This is a genomic window from Sphingobacterium sp. UBA1897 (assembly GCF_002337775.1).
GTDB classification, from domain to species: domain Bacteria; phylum Bacteroidota; class Bacteroidia; order Sphingobacteriales; family Sphingobacteriaceae; genus Sphingobacterium; species Sphingobacterium siyangense.
Genome location: NZ_DDGR01000007.1, coordinates 175,417 through 191,241 on the forward strand (window position 1 = coordinate 175,417; position 15,825 = coordinate 191,241).

The 15,825-nt window shown below is 43.2% G+C and carries 10 protein-coding genes; 3 read left to right on the top strand and 7 right to left on the bottom strand.

Features of this window, described 5'->3' with window-relative positions:
* Positions 1 to 21 precede the first annotated feature (21 nt).
* Positions 22 to 597 carry a xanthine phosphoribosyltransferase gene (gene xpt, locus B4N43_RS06165; protein ID WP_075992052.1) on the top strand — a complete coding sequence of 192 codons (576 nt, stop codon included), beginning with the start codon at positions 22 to 24 and terminating at the stop codon, positions 595 to 597.
* 67 nt (positions 598 to 664) lie between these two features.
* Here xpt and B4N43_RS06170 read toward each other — a convergent pair whose 3' ends face one another.
* A complete protein-coding gene (locus B4N43_RS06170; RefSeq protein ID WP_120334634.1) occupies positions 665 to 1,150 on the bottom strand; it encodes a hypothetical protein in 486 nt (161 codons plus the stop codon).
* 177 nt (positions 1,151 to 1,327) lie between these two features.
* Between B4N43_RS06170 and mnmE the strand changes: the two genes are divergently transcribed.
* Positions 1,328 to 2,707 (top strand): tRNA uridine-5-carboxymethylaminomethyl(34) synthesis GTPase MnmE, encoded by a 1,380-nt coding sequence (mnmE, locus tag B4N43_RS06175; RefSeq protein WP_286733545.1) that lies wholly within the window; start codon positions 1,328 to 1,330, stop codon positions 2,705 to 2,707.
* Between the two features lie 286 nt (positions 2,708 to 2,993).
* A complete protein-coding gene (locus B4N43_RS25485; RefSeq protein ID WP_376749012.1) occupies positions 2,994 to 3,482 on the top strand; it encodes a type II CAAX prenyl endopeptidase Rce1 family protein in 489 nt (162 codons plus the stop codon).
* Here the strand turns inward: B4N43_RS25485 and B4N43_RS06180 are convergent.
* From B4N43_RS06180 to B4N43_RS06205, 6 genes are all read right to left on the bottom strand, one after another.
* A complete protein-coding gene (locus tag B4N43_RS06180) occupies positions 3,394 to 4,149 on the bottom strand; it encodes a copper resistance protein NlpE (protein ID WP_145327425.1) in 756 nt (251 codons plus the stop codon). The genes B4N43_RS25485 and B4N43_RS06180 overlap by 89 nt on opposite strands.
* 556 nt (positions 4,150 to 4,705) lie before the next feature.
* The gene (locus B4N43_RS06185) at positions 4,706 to 7,150 is read right to left on the bottom strand and encodes a glycoside hydrolase family 2 TIM barrel-domain containing protein (protein ID WP_286733547.1); all 2,445 of its coding nucleotides are present in this window, start codon (positions 7,148 to 7,150) and stop codon (positions 4,706 to 4,708) included.
* A gap of 4 nt (positions 7,151 to 7,154) precedes the next feature.
* Complete coding sequence (locus B4N43_RS06190; protein ID WP_286733549.1) at positions 7,155 to 8,090, bottom strand: hypothetical protein; 936 nt, start codon at positions 8,088 to 8,090, stop codon at positions 7,155 to 7,157.
* Positions 8,091 to 8,139: 49 nt separating this feature from the next.
* Complete coding sequence (locus B4N43_RS06195; RefSeq protein ID WP_286733551.1) at positions 8,140 to 9,768, bottom strand: RagB/SusD family nutrient uptake outer membrane protein; 1,629 nt, start codon at positions 9,766 to 9,768, stop codon at positions 8,140 to 8,142.
* Positions 9,769 to 9,780: 12 nt separating this feature from the next.
* Positions 9,781 to 12,918, bottom strand: coding sequence for a SusC/RagA family TonB-linked outer membrane protein (locus B4N43_RS06200; RefSeq protein ID WP_286733552.1), 3,138 nt, complete (start codon positions 12,916 to 12,918; stop codon positions 9,781 to 9,783).
* Positions 12,919 to 12,945: 27 nt separating this feature from the next.
* On the bottom strand, positions 12,946 to 15,810 hold the full coding sequence (locus B4N43_RS06205) for a TIM-barrel domain-containing protein (protein WP_286733554.1): 2,865 nt from the start codon (positions 15,808 to 15,810) through the stop codon (positions 12,946 to 12,948).
* Between the last annotated feature and the right edge of the window lie 15 nt (positions 15,811 to 15,825).

Genomic DNA, 15,825 nt, shown 5'->3' on the forward strand with positions numbered 1-15,825 from the left:
CTATATTTATACGAGTAAAACATGAAATTATTAAAGGATAGAATCCTTCATGACGGTAAAAGTCTTGCAGGAGGCATACTTAAAGTAGACAACTTCATCAATCACCAGATGGACCCCGTATTGATGAAATCTATTGCGGTGGAATTTGTCCGTCGTTTTGCAGACCTCCCGATCAATAAAATCATTACAATTGAAGCAAGCGGAATAGCCCCAGCGATCATGCTTGGCTACCTTTTGGAATTACCGGTTGTATTTGTAAAAAAAGCAAAACCGACCACCATGGCTGATATGTATGTAAGCCAGGTGCATTCATTTACCAAGAACCGAACCTATGACATCTGTGTCAGCAAAGAGTTTCTTACGCCGAGCGACAATGTTCTTTTTATAGACGATTTTTTGGCCAATGGGAATGCCGCTTTTGGTATGCTCGATCTCGTTAAACAATCGGGAGCTTCAGTATTGGGCATGGGATTTATTATCGAAAAATCCTTCCAGGAAGGTGGCAAAAGATTAAGAGAATTGCCCGATTTAAGAATTGAATCGTTAGCGCGGATAAAGTCGCTTGAAGTGAATAAAGTCAGTTTCGAAGAAGACTAGCAAAAAGAAAAGCCTCATCTTCCTAAAGACTGAGGCTTTTTTATTCAAACAACAAGATAAATTCTTTCTAATCCCAACGGTAGTCGTTGTAAAAATCTTCAGGATGTCTGCTAATTGCAACATCTTTTACAATCCGGATATTGGCTGCTCCCAAGTTGACATTTAACATAAATGAAGGTACATTTGCTGAAAAATTCCAACGACCATTGCGCATATACACGTAACCTCCTCTGTAAGGATCGTAGAATGTTTTGTAATCTCTAAAGTATACATGGTGTCTACTATCGTAACGATGTGCACTTGCCCAGGCTGGTGCTCCATGACGGTATCCTTTTCGGTATGACTTAGCTACTTCTTTATGATACTTACGGTCTTCTTTTTCGCGTTTTTCTAAATATTTTCGATATTCCTTATCCCTTTTCTCTTCATATTTTCTACGCTCTTTGTCCTGTTTCCATTCACGTTCATGTCCACGATGTTGAGCCGAAGATTGTTGAGGAGCGATTAAAACCAGCCCTCCAATTGCCAACGCGAAGTATATCATCTTTCTCATAACAGTATAATTTAAATTTAAAAATCAATTCCACTCTGCCTGTGTTCCATTCTTTTTTACAAGCGTTTCTATGGGTATGACTTCAATGTTTGAACAAAGGTTTAATCGATCAAGATGAATTTAATTTGTGCTGCAATATATAGAATCCATTACTTCAATTTAACGTATCTTTGTACCATGTCAAATACGGGATATATCACTGAAGATACCATTGTTGCATTAGCGACATCTTCCGGAACAAATGGCGCTATTGCTGTCATACGCGTTTCGGGCCAAAATGCCATAAAAATTACGAACGAAATATTTAAAGGAAAGAACCTACTTCAACAAGCATCACATACCATCCATTTTGGAACCATACGCGATGGCGAAGAGATCATTGACGAAGTATTGGTCTCCTTATTTGTAGCTCCGAACTCCTATACGAGAGAAAATTCGGTGGAAATATCAACGCATAACTCCAAATATATTATCGAGCGCGTTGTAAATTTACTCATCAAAAAAGGAGCACGTGCCGCCCGTCCGGGAGAATTTACCCTACGTGCATTTCTCAATGGCGGAATGGATTTATCCCAAGCAGAAGCAGTTGCCGATTTAATTGCATCTAATTCTGCAGCCTCACATCAAGTGGCGATGCAGCAGATGCGTGGCGGCTTTTCCAATCAGCTTAAATCCCTTCGTGAAGATCTCATTCACTTTGCTTCACTGATTGAATTAGAGCTTGATTTTTCGGAAGAAGATGTGGAATTTGCCAACAGAGATCAGCTAAAAAATCTAATCAATAAAATACAGGTTATTGTTCAAAAATTAGTGCAGTCTTTTGAACAGGGTAACGTCCTAAAAAATGGTGTTCCTGTTGTTATTGCCGGGAAACCTAATGTAGGAAAATCAACCCTATTGAACGCTTTTTTAAACGAAGAACGTGCCATTGTTTCAGATATTGCAGGAACAACGCGCGATACCATTGAAGATGAGATTAATATTCATGGCGTCACATTCCGATTTATTGACACAGCGGGTATACGTGAGACGGCGGATGTTATTGAAGCAAAAGGTGTTGAGCGTACCCGTGAAAAGATGAAACAAGCGCGATTGATCATTTACCTATTTGACCCTACACAGGACAAAGTTGAAGAAGTACAAGCGCAAATACCAGAAATCGAGCGCCTACAAATTCCATTTGTCACCATTATCAATAAATCAGATTTGCTTTCTGAGGCGCAAAAAGAGGTTTACAATGTCCTTAATCCGCTTTACATTTCAGCGAAAGAACAAATCGGTGTCGAGGAACTGAAAGACGAATTGATCAATCGTGTACATTTAGGAAATTTAAATACCGACGATGTCATGGTCACCAACATCCGTCACGTAGAAGCGCTACAAAAAACAGCAGATTCACTGGAACGCGTAATATATGGGATTGACAATCCTGTCACTTCTGATTTCCTAGCGATGGATATACGCCAAGCCTTATATCATCTTGGTGAAATCACCGGAAGTGTTTCTACAGACGATTTATTGGATAATATCTTTTCCAAGTTTTGCATCGGAAAGTAAATCTTAATTAACGATAATAAACAATAACCATCATTGATTATAAATCACTTAAAATAAACATTTTAAGTGATTTTTTTTTATTATTAATGTTTATCTTTAAAATGTATTACCGCTCAAATAAAACTGAATAGTCCTGGTTTTCTTCAAAATTAAACCCACCTACTTTCCAGCTATACTGTCCATTAGAATTTCTCACAGCTACATGGACTGGACTTGCCGTAGTGCTATGATTATAAAAAACAACTATTGAAGATTCACTTTTTTCGATATTAATTTTTATTACGGTATCGCATACTCTAAAAATCAGGATGCATTAAATAAATTTTGGACATATAATCAACGTAGAATATTCATTTTGTCTGCGATAATCTTTGCAATACTTCACTATAAGCGCTACAATATGGCTTTTGAAAACCTATTATTAATCCCATTTTTATTGGCTTTCTATTTTTCAAGGGGTTGGATCCTAGAATATGCTAGAGCTCCATATGGATTTATTTACAGTTGCTTACTGCATATACTATATAACTTCCTTTTATCGGTCAAATATACTTTAAATAACTTCTCTAGTTATAGATTCAATTACAATAATGCATTTAGTGTTTTTTATGTACCTAAAATGGATAAATTAAAGCACGGGAGTGATTTTGACAACCTTACTGGTTACTTACATTTATTCTTACAGACTAATTTAAACGCTCCAAAGGAGACAAAGAGAAAATTCCACTGGAGATCTTTCCATTCCATTCATAGTAGTAGGCTTGCCTCCTTTTGATAATAACCTTCTTGCTCCTAGGCATCCGCTCTTTGTCCACGGGTTGTATAACAGTGATCTCGTAATGGTTGGCCTGGGTATTATTGACTTTAATTTCGATAGCTTTTTCAAAGCCGTACGAATATACACCTAACTTGTAAACGTCCTGTCTCGGAAAATTAAATGTTTTCGTTGAATCAATAACGATTTGTTTTCTTAGTCTGGAAGAAAACATGCAATGTCTATATTGCGGAACATGGACAATATTTCGATAATTTTTCTTTTTGTTAATATATATGGAAAGTAATTCGAAGTAAAACGGAGTTCTACTGCTCATCTCGTTTTTCTCATAAGTTTCCAAATAATAGTTGATCGTTACTGAAATAGAATCGTTATCTTTTTGGACTGACTTTTCCCGTACCGATACCCTGGGTAATCTTTTTTCCAGGTGTGGATTTAAAATTACTGTATCTCCCTTTACTTCCCAATCTCCTCTATTCGTATAGGATTCAAATGTATAGGGGAAAATAGGATCTGCTTCAATAAGCTCAAATGTGCTGTCTAGATTTAGAGTCAGACGGGTCGAATATTCCCCATACGTACCGAAGATCGGTTTAGAAGCTTTTTGAGCAAATACGGAGAATACTAGTGAAAAATAAAGAAGTGCTGACAACAATACTTTGATCATAATCCATTTTTCCTTTGCTTTGTTAGGGATAGAATACAAATATATCACAAAATGTTCACCTAATTTACTCTTTGTTCTTCTTAAACAGGAAAAGTTATTTTTTCACAATACTATAAACCACAACCGGAAGGCACAATACGGTTAATATTACAGAGAACCTTTTGAAGATCAGCAAATCTTTCCGTTTTTTTAATAATTCTTGGTCCGATAGTTCGCTTAATTCTTTTTCTTTCATGCTATTTTTAATTAAGATCCTATGATAAAATACTTAATAATACCTTGTAAGTTTTCTTGTTGTGTCAGCGATACAGGTATCATTTGCTAATAATGGCTTCTGATCAAATATAAATATCTTCACGAACATTTATCAAATTATTTCCTTTTTAGGATATATTGTACTTACCACAGTCTTTTATCGGTAATAATGGAGAAACAACGTCTTTAACAAATTGCCGATAGCACGATACAACAAAAAGACAAGGTCCTACCATGGTAAAACCTTGCTCTTATTAGTGAACAAAAAACATACAGATCCAGCGCAGACCAGAGCCAAGAACTAATTGGCTTCAAGCTGAATAACCCCCGAAATTAGTCCTTCACTTTTTGCCCTTACCCGTATTTTACCTTTGTTTTTGCTCGTGACAATCGCCAAGGCTTTACCATGAAAAGCATTGCGCGAAGCTGATTGGAAGCTTGTCAGATCCGTCGTATTGCCATTGTCTGTCGCCACAATTTTTGCAGCATCTCCCTTCACCTCAAATTCGATTTTATCGTCTGCATCAGGAACGATCGTACCAAACTCGTCCACGATATAGGCATGCACAAAGGAAAGTTCTTTGTTTGCCGAATTGAAAGTCAGGTTTTCTGAAGACAATTGTATACGATGCGCTTTTGCTGCCGTACGGATCGTTTTACTTAGCAGTTTCTTGCCACCTTGAAACGATATTACTTCAATCTCCCCTGGTTCAAATTCAACGGCCTTAAATACAAGATCGTACCGGTCTGGGTCTCTGGACTGCTCCCCTATCTTTTTACCGTTCAGATAAAGCTCCACCCGGTCAGCCTGATTAAAATATACCACGATATCCACCTGATCACCTTGCTTCCAATTCCAATGAGGCAATACATGTAAGATCGGCTTTTCTGTCCATACGCTTTGATACAGATAGTAGACATCTTTCGGAAATCCAGCTAGATCCACAATACCAAAGTACGAACTTCGTGCCGGCCAGGTGTACGGTGTGGGTTCGCCGAGATAATCAAATCCCGTCCATACATACATCCCAGCAATATGGTCATACCTTTCCATCAACCTCAAGCTTGTCTGATGATTTGAACCCCATGGTGTGAATACATTGTCGTAAGCCGATATGTTCCTGTCTTCATTCCCGCCAGAAAAAGGAATATCCCATCGTTCAGGCCACATGCGGCTAGAATCATAAGGAACCAAATCATACGTTCCGCGGCTTTCCAACGCCGAAGTGCTTTCCGTTACGATAAACTTCTTTCCGGGGTGATCCTGTGGGAAGCTTGCCCATTTCTTATGGTTATAGTTGTAGCCAATCAGATCTACCGCCGAACTCATCAGCACCGGATTTGCTTTGGAAAGCTCATTATTAGCAATGGTGGTCGGACGTGTGCCATCTAGACTATCGACGATTGCTGCCAGCGCGATCGGAATCGCTGTACCATCAGCTTTGGAATGCCATTGCTCCTGCGCTTCATTGCCCAGGCACCAAATAAACAGCGACGGATGATTCCGATCCCTTTTGACATGGTCAACAAAGTCCCGCTTGTACCATTCGTCCCAGTATAAATGATAGTCATAAGGGTTTTTATGCCCTTTCCAGACATCGAAAGTTTCACTCATCACGACAAAACCCAAGCTGTCGCAAAGGTCCAAAAACGCTGGAGCCGCAGGGTTGTGTGAGGTGCGTATCCCATTGACCCCCATTGCTTTCATGATGCGGAGCTGACGTAATGCTGCCGACGTATTGAATGCCATGCCCAAAGCGCCGAGATCACTATGTAAACAGACACCCCGGATTTTAAGCTGCCTCCCATTCAGTATAAAGCCCCGTTGCTGATCGAAGCTAAAATTACGTAAGCCAAATTTCGTAAGCTGTTCATCTAAAACCCGACCATCAACAACAAGTTTAATTTTTGCAGTATATTGATAGGGATTTTCAATACCCCATAAGACGGGATTTTCGAGGACTATCTGCTGAGCGGTGGAGTGCAGACCTGCTTTGACAGCGCTCAAGGTGGTACGTTTGCTTGCGACAACAGCACCTTGAGCCGAAAGAACCTCTGTCAGAAGCGTAATCTTTTTTGATTCCTCAAGGTTATGCTCAATTTCCAGAGAGAGATCCACGACAGCACGTTTCTCACTGAGCTGCCCAGCTCTTATGAAAGTACTGTTCGTTCCTATGCTGACTGGATTCCGGCTGATTAATTTGACATCCCGATAGATCCCCGACCCCGAATAGAAACGCGAGTTGGGCTGATTCTTATTGTTTACTTTTACTGAAAGCAGGTTGTCTCTACCATCCCAGTATAAATAAGGGGAAAGCTCATATTCAAATCCGATATAACCATTGGGTCTTTTTCCTAAAAAATGCCCATTGATCCAGACTTCACTGTTTTCGTACACACCTTCGAATGCAATAAATATCCGTTGCCCTTGCTCAGCCTGAGCCAGCTTAAACGTTTTTTGATACCATCCTACGCCACCATCGAGGTAAGCAGCCCCGCTACCTGCGGGGCTGTTTTCTCTAAATGGCATTTCGATACTCCAGTCATGGGGTAGATCGAGCTTTCGCCAGCCCTCTCCTTTTCGTCCATTGCTATATTGCTGGCTGCTATCCAGTTTAAACCACCAGCCCCCATTAAAATCAATAACCTTTCTGGACTGTCCCCTTAAGGAGACCGTCGCCCCCAATAACAGGAAGAGCAGGATCATCATTCGGCTATATCCTGTGTGAAATAGTCGCTTCAACATAGGCTTATTTAGTCTTATTGGTATCCGAGGCATTTTCGGTCAAACTCTCCTTGTAGGCCTTGCTGATAAAATTAAAGGTCAGCATAGCTGCTCCGTCGTTCGAAAGCACAGGATCCCGCAATACCGCCAGTTGCATCGTATTCTCGGTCAGCGACATAATACGGACATCGCCCCAGTCGACAACGATCCCATCTTGTGGCTTTCCATGTAAAGGCGAAGCCCCAGTCATACGGATGGTTTTCTTTTCGGTATCGATATTAAAAGTCCCCTTCTGAACTTTCCCCAGCATAGCATGATTCACATTGATGTTTGCACCACCTTTCAGATCAAAAGTCATACTTCCATAATCACCGGCAGGCATAAGCCAGCTATTGCCTTTCCAATCGGGTTCCCAGCTCCAGCTATCGCTATTTAAAGGCGCGGCTGTTTTATTGATGCTTCCCCACCAGTCACCGGTGCCGTAAAAATACATTGGACCTTTAAAGTAGCGGCAAATGCCCTCAGCATCCAGATCGAGGTACCAGGTTTTCTCTTCCCCTGCCCCGCCCGTCAATAAGGTCCAGGTCTCGTCACTGATAAACTCGGCATACATCTGATCGATTTTAAATGTCACAGGCTCGCCGTAGACAATACCACCACGCGTCTCGACACCAAATTTAACGGTGTACTCACCGGGAAAAGGCATTTTCAGGGTTACCTTTTTCTCCTGACTCCGTCCTTGTGGATGTTCCCACAATGGGGTGTATTTTGAATCCATCAAGCTGGTTAAATACACAATATTGGGATTGCTGGCATCATGTTCAACAGTAAAGGCCTTTCCCTTCTCCAACTGCGCCGAAGTGACATCGATGTCTCCCAGTGTATAATTCTCGGGAGAACAGGCTCCAAAGAGTACCATCGCCGCAAAAAAGCAGATGGCATATGTGAATATCTTTTTCATGTTTGTCTAGTTATAATTCAACCAATAGTAAGTCCTAGTATACCTGTGTTTAGTTCCATCCAGCATTTTGCTTCAGTACACCATTGGATAAGGTAATCTGCTTGTTAGGTATTTGCATAAATCCTTTCGTTGTCAAAAAACGCTCTTTAGTCACAGTGACCTTCTCCGGTACAGATCCACTGAGCACATCTTCGGTTGTTTCCAGTGTAGCGGCGGCATTATTCAGCCCCTGCCGCAATACATCCCAATAGCGGATACCTTCAAACGCAAATTCAAATTTTCTTTCCTTCAGAATATTGTTTTTTGAAACTGCTAGCGACACAAAATTGGTCTTATACGCTCTTTTCCTTACCTCGTCAAAGTATTTCTGTGCGTTTGCGGAACCGAGTTCTGCCGCCATAAGCAAGACATCAGCATAGCGGATGACAAAGTAATCCTGGTCTTGGGACAGTTGCATATCCTTATCCCCTCCAGTATTGGTGGTGCCATCCGGCAATGCCGTGGGGGCGTATTTTTTTATGGTGTAACCTGTATACTCACGCTGGTCTTTCAGGTCGAATCCCGTGATATTCTCGCCATCGATATCAATAATTGAGGCAGTTTTGCGTGTATCCATGTTGTCAAACTCATTGAAGAACTTTTTGCTTACCGTACATGCCCCCCATCCTTGGCCATAAGGCGACCAATTTTTACCGCGCAAGCCCAGAAAGACGACCCAGCGGTTGCCATCAACATAACCGTTGTAGTTCGATGTATTGTTGAATTTCTGTGCAAATACAACCTCAGCATTTCCCTTGCCGGCATATTTGGAAATATCTAGCGTATTATTGCTTGCATTGGGGATATAACTCGCTGCCGGCCACAGATTTTTGAAATCTGCCACCAGCGCAAACTGGCCACTGCTGATAACTTCTTCGAGTCCCGCCAGGGCTTCGGCCTTGGAGACACCGATATCTTCGCCGCCATAATAGCCTGCATAAAATAGATAAACACGGGCCAGTAGCGCTTTAGCAGCAAATGGAGTTGCCCGACCATCATTGGTTGCCGCAGCTGACTTGGGGTAAGCTGTTGCTGGGATATTGGCAGCCGCAAATTTAAGGTCTGAAACAATCAGTTGATAAATCGCTTTGGGGTCCGACTGTGGAATATTCTCATTGGTCGGGCTCGTTAGCAAAGGGATGTTTTCGAATAGACGGACGAGATCAAAGTACATGGTGGCCCGCAGGAATTTCGTTTCCCCTTCGATACGTGCCCGCGCTGTTGTGTTGCCTGAAAAATCAGTACCGTCCAATTTTCCCAAAAGGGTATTGCAGCGAAAAATTCCCGCGTAGTAATCAGACCAGGTACCATCAAAGATATTATTGTCCGATTGGGACTGCGCAATATCAAAACGGTCTATTGCCTGAAATGAGCGACCGTCTGTTGTACCTGTTCCGCCAAAACAATTGTCGGCGGCCACCTCTGCTGTCAGATAGAAAGACTGGCTCCCATTGGAGGTCGTCCGTTGATAACCATCATAACAGCCGACCAGAGCCATGTCAGCATCGGCTACGGTTTTATAAAAGTTGCTTTCCAAAACGCTTGTCATCGGTTCGACATCCAAAAAACTGGATGAACATGATCCTAAGATTAAGGATCCAAATAACATGGAATGATAGATATAGCTCGTTTTTTTCATGATTTCTTGTGTTTAGAATTTAACATTTAGGCCAAATAATACAGTCCTTGGTCTTGGATAGTAACCGAGGTCGATACCCGATACCCAACCATCTGTTCCATAGCCGATCTCGGGATCCATCCCATCATATTTGGTGAACGTAAACAGGTTTTGACCTTGTACGTAGAAGCGGATCTGATTAGCATACTTCCATTTGATCAGTTTCGACAGATCATAACCTAAGGTCACATTGCTGATCCGAAGAAAGTCTCCATCCTGAATATAAAGGTCTGAAAACTGCCAATTGACATTAGTTTCCGTAACACGGGGGATCGTACTGGAAGTACCTTCCCCGGTCCATCGGTCTAATATTCGTGTGGTATAGTTTGCTTGTTTATTGGCATGATTGCGGTAAGACTGTACAATTTTGTTTCCAAGGGAACCATAGGCATTCACCGAGAAATCAAATCCTTTATAATCCAGTCCAATATTAAATCCATAGGTAAAATTAGGCATGCCCACGCCCAGATTTGTCTTATCCGAGGCATTGATAATACCATCGTTATTCTGATCTACATATTTCACATCGCCCGGTTTTACATCCGCTTGGAGGATACCTTTTCCAGCTGTTTTCCAGGCGTCGATCTCGGCTTGGTTCTGGAATAGACCGTCTGTTTTATACCCCCAGAAGTAGCCAATGGGCAGGCCGTTTGCGGCGCGGTAAAATTCTTCCGAGTTATCGTATAACATGGCTGTCTGTCCGTGGATAATACCATCTTCAGTTGGTATCTGTCCCACCTTATTTTTGTTATAGGCACCATTTACCCCAATGCGATACTTGACTTCATTGATCTTATCCGCCCAATTTAGTCCCAGTTCCACCCCTGTATTCTTCACGTCACCGCCATTGATAAAAGGGGGCAACGTTCCGGTTGTCGCCAAAACAGGCGCTGTAACCAGCCAGTTTTTCGTTTTTTTGACATAAAAGTCGGCAACAACATCCAGACGGCTGTTCGCAAATTTGGCATCAAATCCGATATTGGTCTGTTCGGAAGTTTCCCAGGTCAGATTCGGATTGGATAAGCGGCTCGGATAAGCCCCGGCAATATTATTGTTGCTCGTTCCAAAGACATAATGTGCGCCGGGGTTGGACGATGTAATGCCTGTTGAGGTACTGATGGGTGCCGCATATTGAAAATCAGCGATATCCTGATTACCCACTTGCCCCCATGAAGCGCGGAGTTTAAAGAAGTTTACAGCCGCTAAATGTTCTTTAAAAAACTCTTCCGAAGAAATTACCCAGCCTGCCGATACCGAAGGGAAATATCCCCAACGGTTGCTGCGCGAAAATTTAGAGGATCCATCTGCACGCAATGTAGCATTCAACAGGTACTTTTCCTTATAATTGTAGCCCAGCCGTCCAAAGTACGAGACCCTACGGGTGATGTTCTCAGGTTTTCCTGACACCGTACGCGTTTCGACGACGTTTCCTTTTTCATCCAGGTGTGCCTGGCCTGTAGTATTGTCTAGGTAAGCATGTGCAAAATCATTGAACTGCGAAAGCAGATTCCAGTTGGACCCCGAAAGGTAAGTTCCCTGGTAACGTAGCGATTCCATACCGACCATGGCCGAAAAGCGATGATCCGTATTGATATCAAAGTCATAAGAAGCTGTATTTGTCCAGGTCAGCGTATGACCTTTGCTCATATTCTGCGAGGTTGTTGTATGATCTTGGTTGTAGGTGTAGATGGAGAAGCGGTATAAGGGCGTAAAACTTCTGTATTCTGAAGCATAATAGTTGAATCCCAGCAATGACCGGACCTTCAAGCCTTTGATCGGTTCGATTTCCGCAAAGATATCGGCTAATAGTTTTTGGCCATCATTGGCGTTGTTCGAATTGGTCATCATCACCCCATATGGATTGCTGTCCCCATTGTACCAAGGTGAATTGGAAGTATCATTGAAAGGACTTCCATACAGGCCGTTGTCTGAATACACCGGTGACAAAGGCGAAGTGGCAAACGCACCGCGCAGCGTATTGCTGTACTGATTGCCCACACTGATGCCTCGATTTTTGATGTAGTTAAAGTTGAGGTGCTGACCTATTTTCACAAAGTTATCGAAGAGTTTATGTTCCGAATTCGTCCGGAAACCATAACGCTGATAGTTGGAAACGTCTTTACCACCGACAATCCCCTCCTGACCAATATAATTCATCGATAAGGCGTAGGTGGATTTTTCACTGCCGCCAGTCAGGGCAACATTGTAATTGTCCATTTTTGCATTATCCTTGAACATATAATCCATCCAATTGGTATTGGCTAGACCGTCCATGCCGTTAAAATCAATCAGCGCGGCCCCCGAATTCAGCGATTGCTCATTCATGATCAGCTTGTACTGATCTGCATCCAGCAATTTTGCTTTACGCGAAACGTTCTGAATGCCCGTATAGCCATCAAACGACAGCACGTTTTTTCCCGCAGCGCCCATTTTGGTGGTGACCAGGATAACCCCGTTGGCAGCCTGCGAACCATAGATGGCGGCCGAAGCTGCGTCTTTCAGTACGTCGATAGATTGGATATCGGCCGCATTCAAGACCGAAATATCCCCTCCCGGAACGCCGTCGATGACGTACAAGGGGCCCGAATTACCGATTGTTCCCAACCCCCGGACGACGACCTTCATATCTGCTCCCGGCTGACCGGAAGTTGATGTAATGGATACACCCGGTGCTTGTCCCTGAAGCGACTGCAGCGGGTTCAATTGATTGCGCTTCTGCAGTTCTTCACCCTCCACCTTCAAATTGGCTCCTGTATTCAGTTTTTTCTTTTGTACACCGTAGCCAATGACTACCACCTCTTCGAGATCGGAAGCTTGCGGCTGTAGGCGGATCACCATATTGGGACCAGTAATTTTAACTTCCTCCGTTTTGTACCCTACGTAAGTAATGGTCAATACAGTCCCTGTGCTGGCTGCAATAGAAAACTTGCCCGATTCATCGCTGCTCGTTGAAATCTTCTGATTCTTTACGCTGATACTCGCACCCCCGATCGGCAATCCTGAATCAGCCGAAACAACCGATCCGGTGAAGGATTGTGCCCAGACCAAAGAGGTCACGCTGGTCATGACAACGACGGCCATGCCCCTGCTCAACAATTGTTTGCTTATCATATGTCTTGATTTATAAATTGGTTTTTATTATTTTAATTTGACCTGCAAGGCTTTACCTGCATAGGTTACCACCGTAGATTTTGCTGATGAAACATCCAGTCCGACGGCATTCCTGTCGCTGACAAAAATGATATTGAACTTTCTTTTGGTCAGCATGCCGTCGAAATCTCCCTGACGGCTGGCCAAAGACAGTATCTGTTCAGAATTATCGTAGCTGAAATCAATGCGGCTATATTTCCCTTTTTCATAATTATAATTGCTCCCTTCGTCTTCATAGAGTGAAAACTGACCGTCTGCTCCGGCATAGATATAAATATCCAGCACATCCGGCTTTTTCTCGGCCGTATACTGCATGACAGGTCCAATGGGCACTATTGCTCCGGCTCTGACATAAACAGGGATACGTTCGTATGGTGCTGCAATAAGCAGATCCTGCCCGCCTGCTACCATCTTGCCACTGTATAGATCATACCAGCTGGCTCCTTTTGGAAAGTGTATCTTGCGTGAGGTTGCTCCTTTTTCTGTGACTGGACTGACGAGCAAGGATGGCCCCCAAAGGTATTGGTCGTTGCTGTCGAATCCATCTTTGTCCTGCGGGAAATCCATGGCAAGTCCACGTATCATCGAATAGTCCTCAAAAAAAGTCTTTGCGGCAAGACTGTAATTATAGGCCAGTAATTTATACCGCAGATTGATCGCATAAGTCATGCTTTTATAGGCCGGATGATCCACAGGAGCGATATTGTACGGTTCGCGGTAGGGATATTGTCCATGCGCCCTGAACAAAGGCAAGAATGCCCCATATTGGTACCAGCGGCTATTCAGCTCGCGCCACTCCTCCAAGTCCGCCGCATTAGGTTTGTGAAACCTATTTTCAACCAAAAAGCCACCCGCATCCATGGTCCAATAAGGTGTACCGGACATCGAGAAATTGATGCCCCCGGCAATCTGATCTTTCATGTCATGCCATCTCGAAGCAATATCGCCGCTCCAGGCCGCCGCCGCATAGCGCTGCTGCCCTGCAAAAAAAGATCGCGTCAGAATAAATACCCGTTTGTTAGGATCTGTTTCACGCTGGCCCTCATAGATACCCTTGGCATTTTGCAAAGGGAACGCATTATAATAGCGAACAGATGACCCTATACTCGGCTGAAAAACCGATTTACGCTCATCCAGATCAATATTGGAGTGAATATCTGGTTCGCTGGCATCCATCCACCAAGCATCGATCCCAATTTTGAACAGGTTGTTGTCCAACAATTTCCAGAACCCATCGCGTGCCGCTTTGTTGAAAGGATCATAAAATGTCGAGGTATAGCCCTTTCCGATCCAGTCTTTTCTGCCATCATAAATATTTCGTGGATAGATCCATTTGTTGGCTTTAAATTCTTGGTATACGGAAGACTCTTCATTGATTTTGGGCCAGGCCGAAATCATGATCTTAAAGTGCTGATCATGCAGCTTCTTCACCATGGCTTGAGGATCAGGAAAACGCTTTACATCAAATTTCTGGCTCCCCCAGTCATTTTCAGCCCAGTAAGACCAATCCTGCACAATATTGTCGATTGGAATCTTACGTTTGCGAAATTCAGCTGCGACCGCTTCAATTTCCGCTTGCGTCTTGTAGCGTTCTCTGCTCTGCCAAAATCCGAAGCTCCAAAGCGGCATAATCGGTGCCTTGCCGGACAAGTGGCGATAACCTGCAATGACCTCATCCATTGATGCGCCCTGAACAAAGTAATAATCTATGGCATCGCCAGCTTCCGAATTAAAGGAAAATACGTTTTTACGCACTTCCGGGATAGGACTCTGCCAGTTTAAGGTAAAATAAGACTCCCCTCCATCTGGTATCCATTCCATGCGGATCTGGTGGGTCTTATCTTTCTGGAGGTCTCTCTCAATCTCAAAGGTACCTGCATTCCAGGATTGCCGCCAGCGGTCGGCGACCAGCTCCCCATCAATCCAGACTTTCATATAACCCGAATATTTAAAATGCAGCACATGTTTGCCTGTGTAGGGCGAAGAGAAACTTCCGGCATAGATGACTTTGCTTTCGGCCAGATTTACGCCTTGTGGAAACTTGTGCTGATCTGTTAGGTAGCCATAGTCAATGATCGATTCCGGTCGGGATAGATAAACCTCTTCGACCTTGTTCCGGTTTACATAGGTTGCTGTGAGCCACCCCGGTTCACCTTCTTTTGACTGCAGCTTAAAAGCATTTAGGGGTAATAATGGCCTCACGTCGCCCGCTTTTGTAATGGAGTAATTGTGCCATAAGATACCATAGTTATTGGTGGACAGTAAAAAGGGTATTCCGATTTCTGTATTATATTGCAGCAGCGAAACCTGTTTTCCGCGGTTATAGTTCATCACCGCATTCTGATGTTGGCCGAGTCCGTAGATCCCTTCTTCAGCATTGACAATAAAGTCTTGGTTAATGTGATAAAATGCATCACCTTGATAACTATTGGCTAAGAAAGAACTGGAATTCCGCTTTGCTTCTTTAAGGATAGATTGCCCCTTAAGGTCAAAAAATTCCACTTTACCATTCATCAAGGAAACCACTGCCTGCATATTGGCCGTTTGTACATTTACCGTCGAGTCTGTCGAGCTTACCGCGAGTGATTTTACTTGCCGGCGCAGTGAATCAACGATCACTAAGCTTGTTTGTCCCGGTAAGACTGCACCAGCCGGAACAGCTGTGACACGCACAATCTTGTCGGTTACGACATCCAAATAAATATCCTGATCAATGGAGGTCTCCGAATTTTTGAAGCTGACCTTAATACCGGAAGGCATTTTTTCATAATGAGCTTTATTGGCTTGGCTAAATCCCTGCTGCACGATTGCGAAGAGCATCAAACCACTTAAAGCGTACGTTAAGTTGCGCATTTAAATAAGATTTAT

What these genes read in the sequence shown, in the direction of transcription:
- B4N43_RS06205 (WP_286733554.1), bottom strand. Translation starts at nt 15,810, where the DNA reads ATGCGCAACTTAACGTACGCTTTAAGTGGTTTGATGCTCTTCGCAATC.
- B4N43_RS06200 (WP_286733552.1), bottom strand. Translation starts at nt 12,918, where the DNA reads ATGATAAGCAAACAATTGTTGAGCAGGGGCATGGCCGTCGTTGTCATG.
- B4N43_RS06185 (WP_286733547.1), bottom strand. Translation starts at nt 7,150, where the DNA reads ATGTTGAAGCGACTATTTCACACAGGATATAGCCGAATGATGATCCTG.
- xpt (WP_075992052.1), top strand. Translation starts at nt 22, where the DNA reads ATGAAATTATTAAAGGATAGAATCCTTCATGACGGTAAAAGTCTTGCA.
- B4N43_RS06180 (WP_145327425.1), bottom strand. Translation starts at nt 4,149, where the DNA reads ATGATCAAAGTATTGTTGTCAGCACTTCTTTATTTTTCACTAGTATTC.
- B4N43_RS06190 (WP_286733549.1), bottom strand. Translation starts at nt 8,090, where the DNA reads ATGAAAAAGATATTCACATATGCCATCTGCTTTTTTGCGGCGATGGTA.
- mnmE (WP_286733545.1), top strand. Translation starts at nt 1,328, where the DNA reads ATGTCAAATACGGGATATATCACTGAAGATACCATTGTTGCATTAGCG.
- B4N43_RS06195 (WP_286733551.1), bottom strand. Translation starts at nt 9,768, where the DNA reads ATGAAAAAAACGAGCTATATCTATCATTCCATGTTATTTGGATCCTTA.
- B4N43_RS06170 (WP_120334634.1), bottom strand. Translation starts at nt 1,150, where the DNA reads ATGAGAAAGATGATATACTTCGCGTTGGCAATTGGAGGGCTGGTTTTA.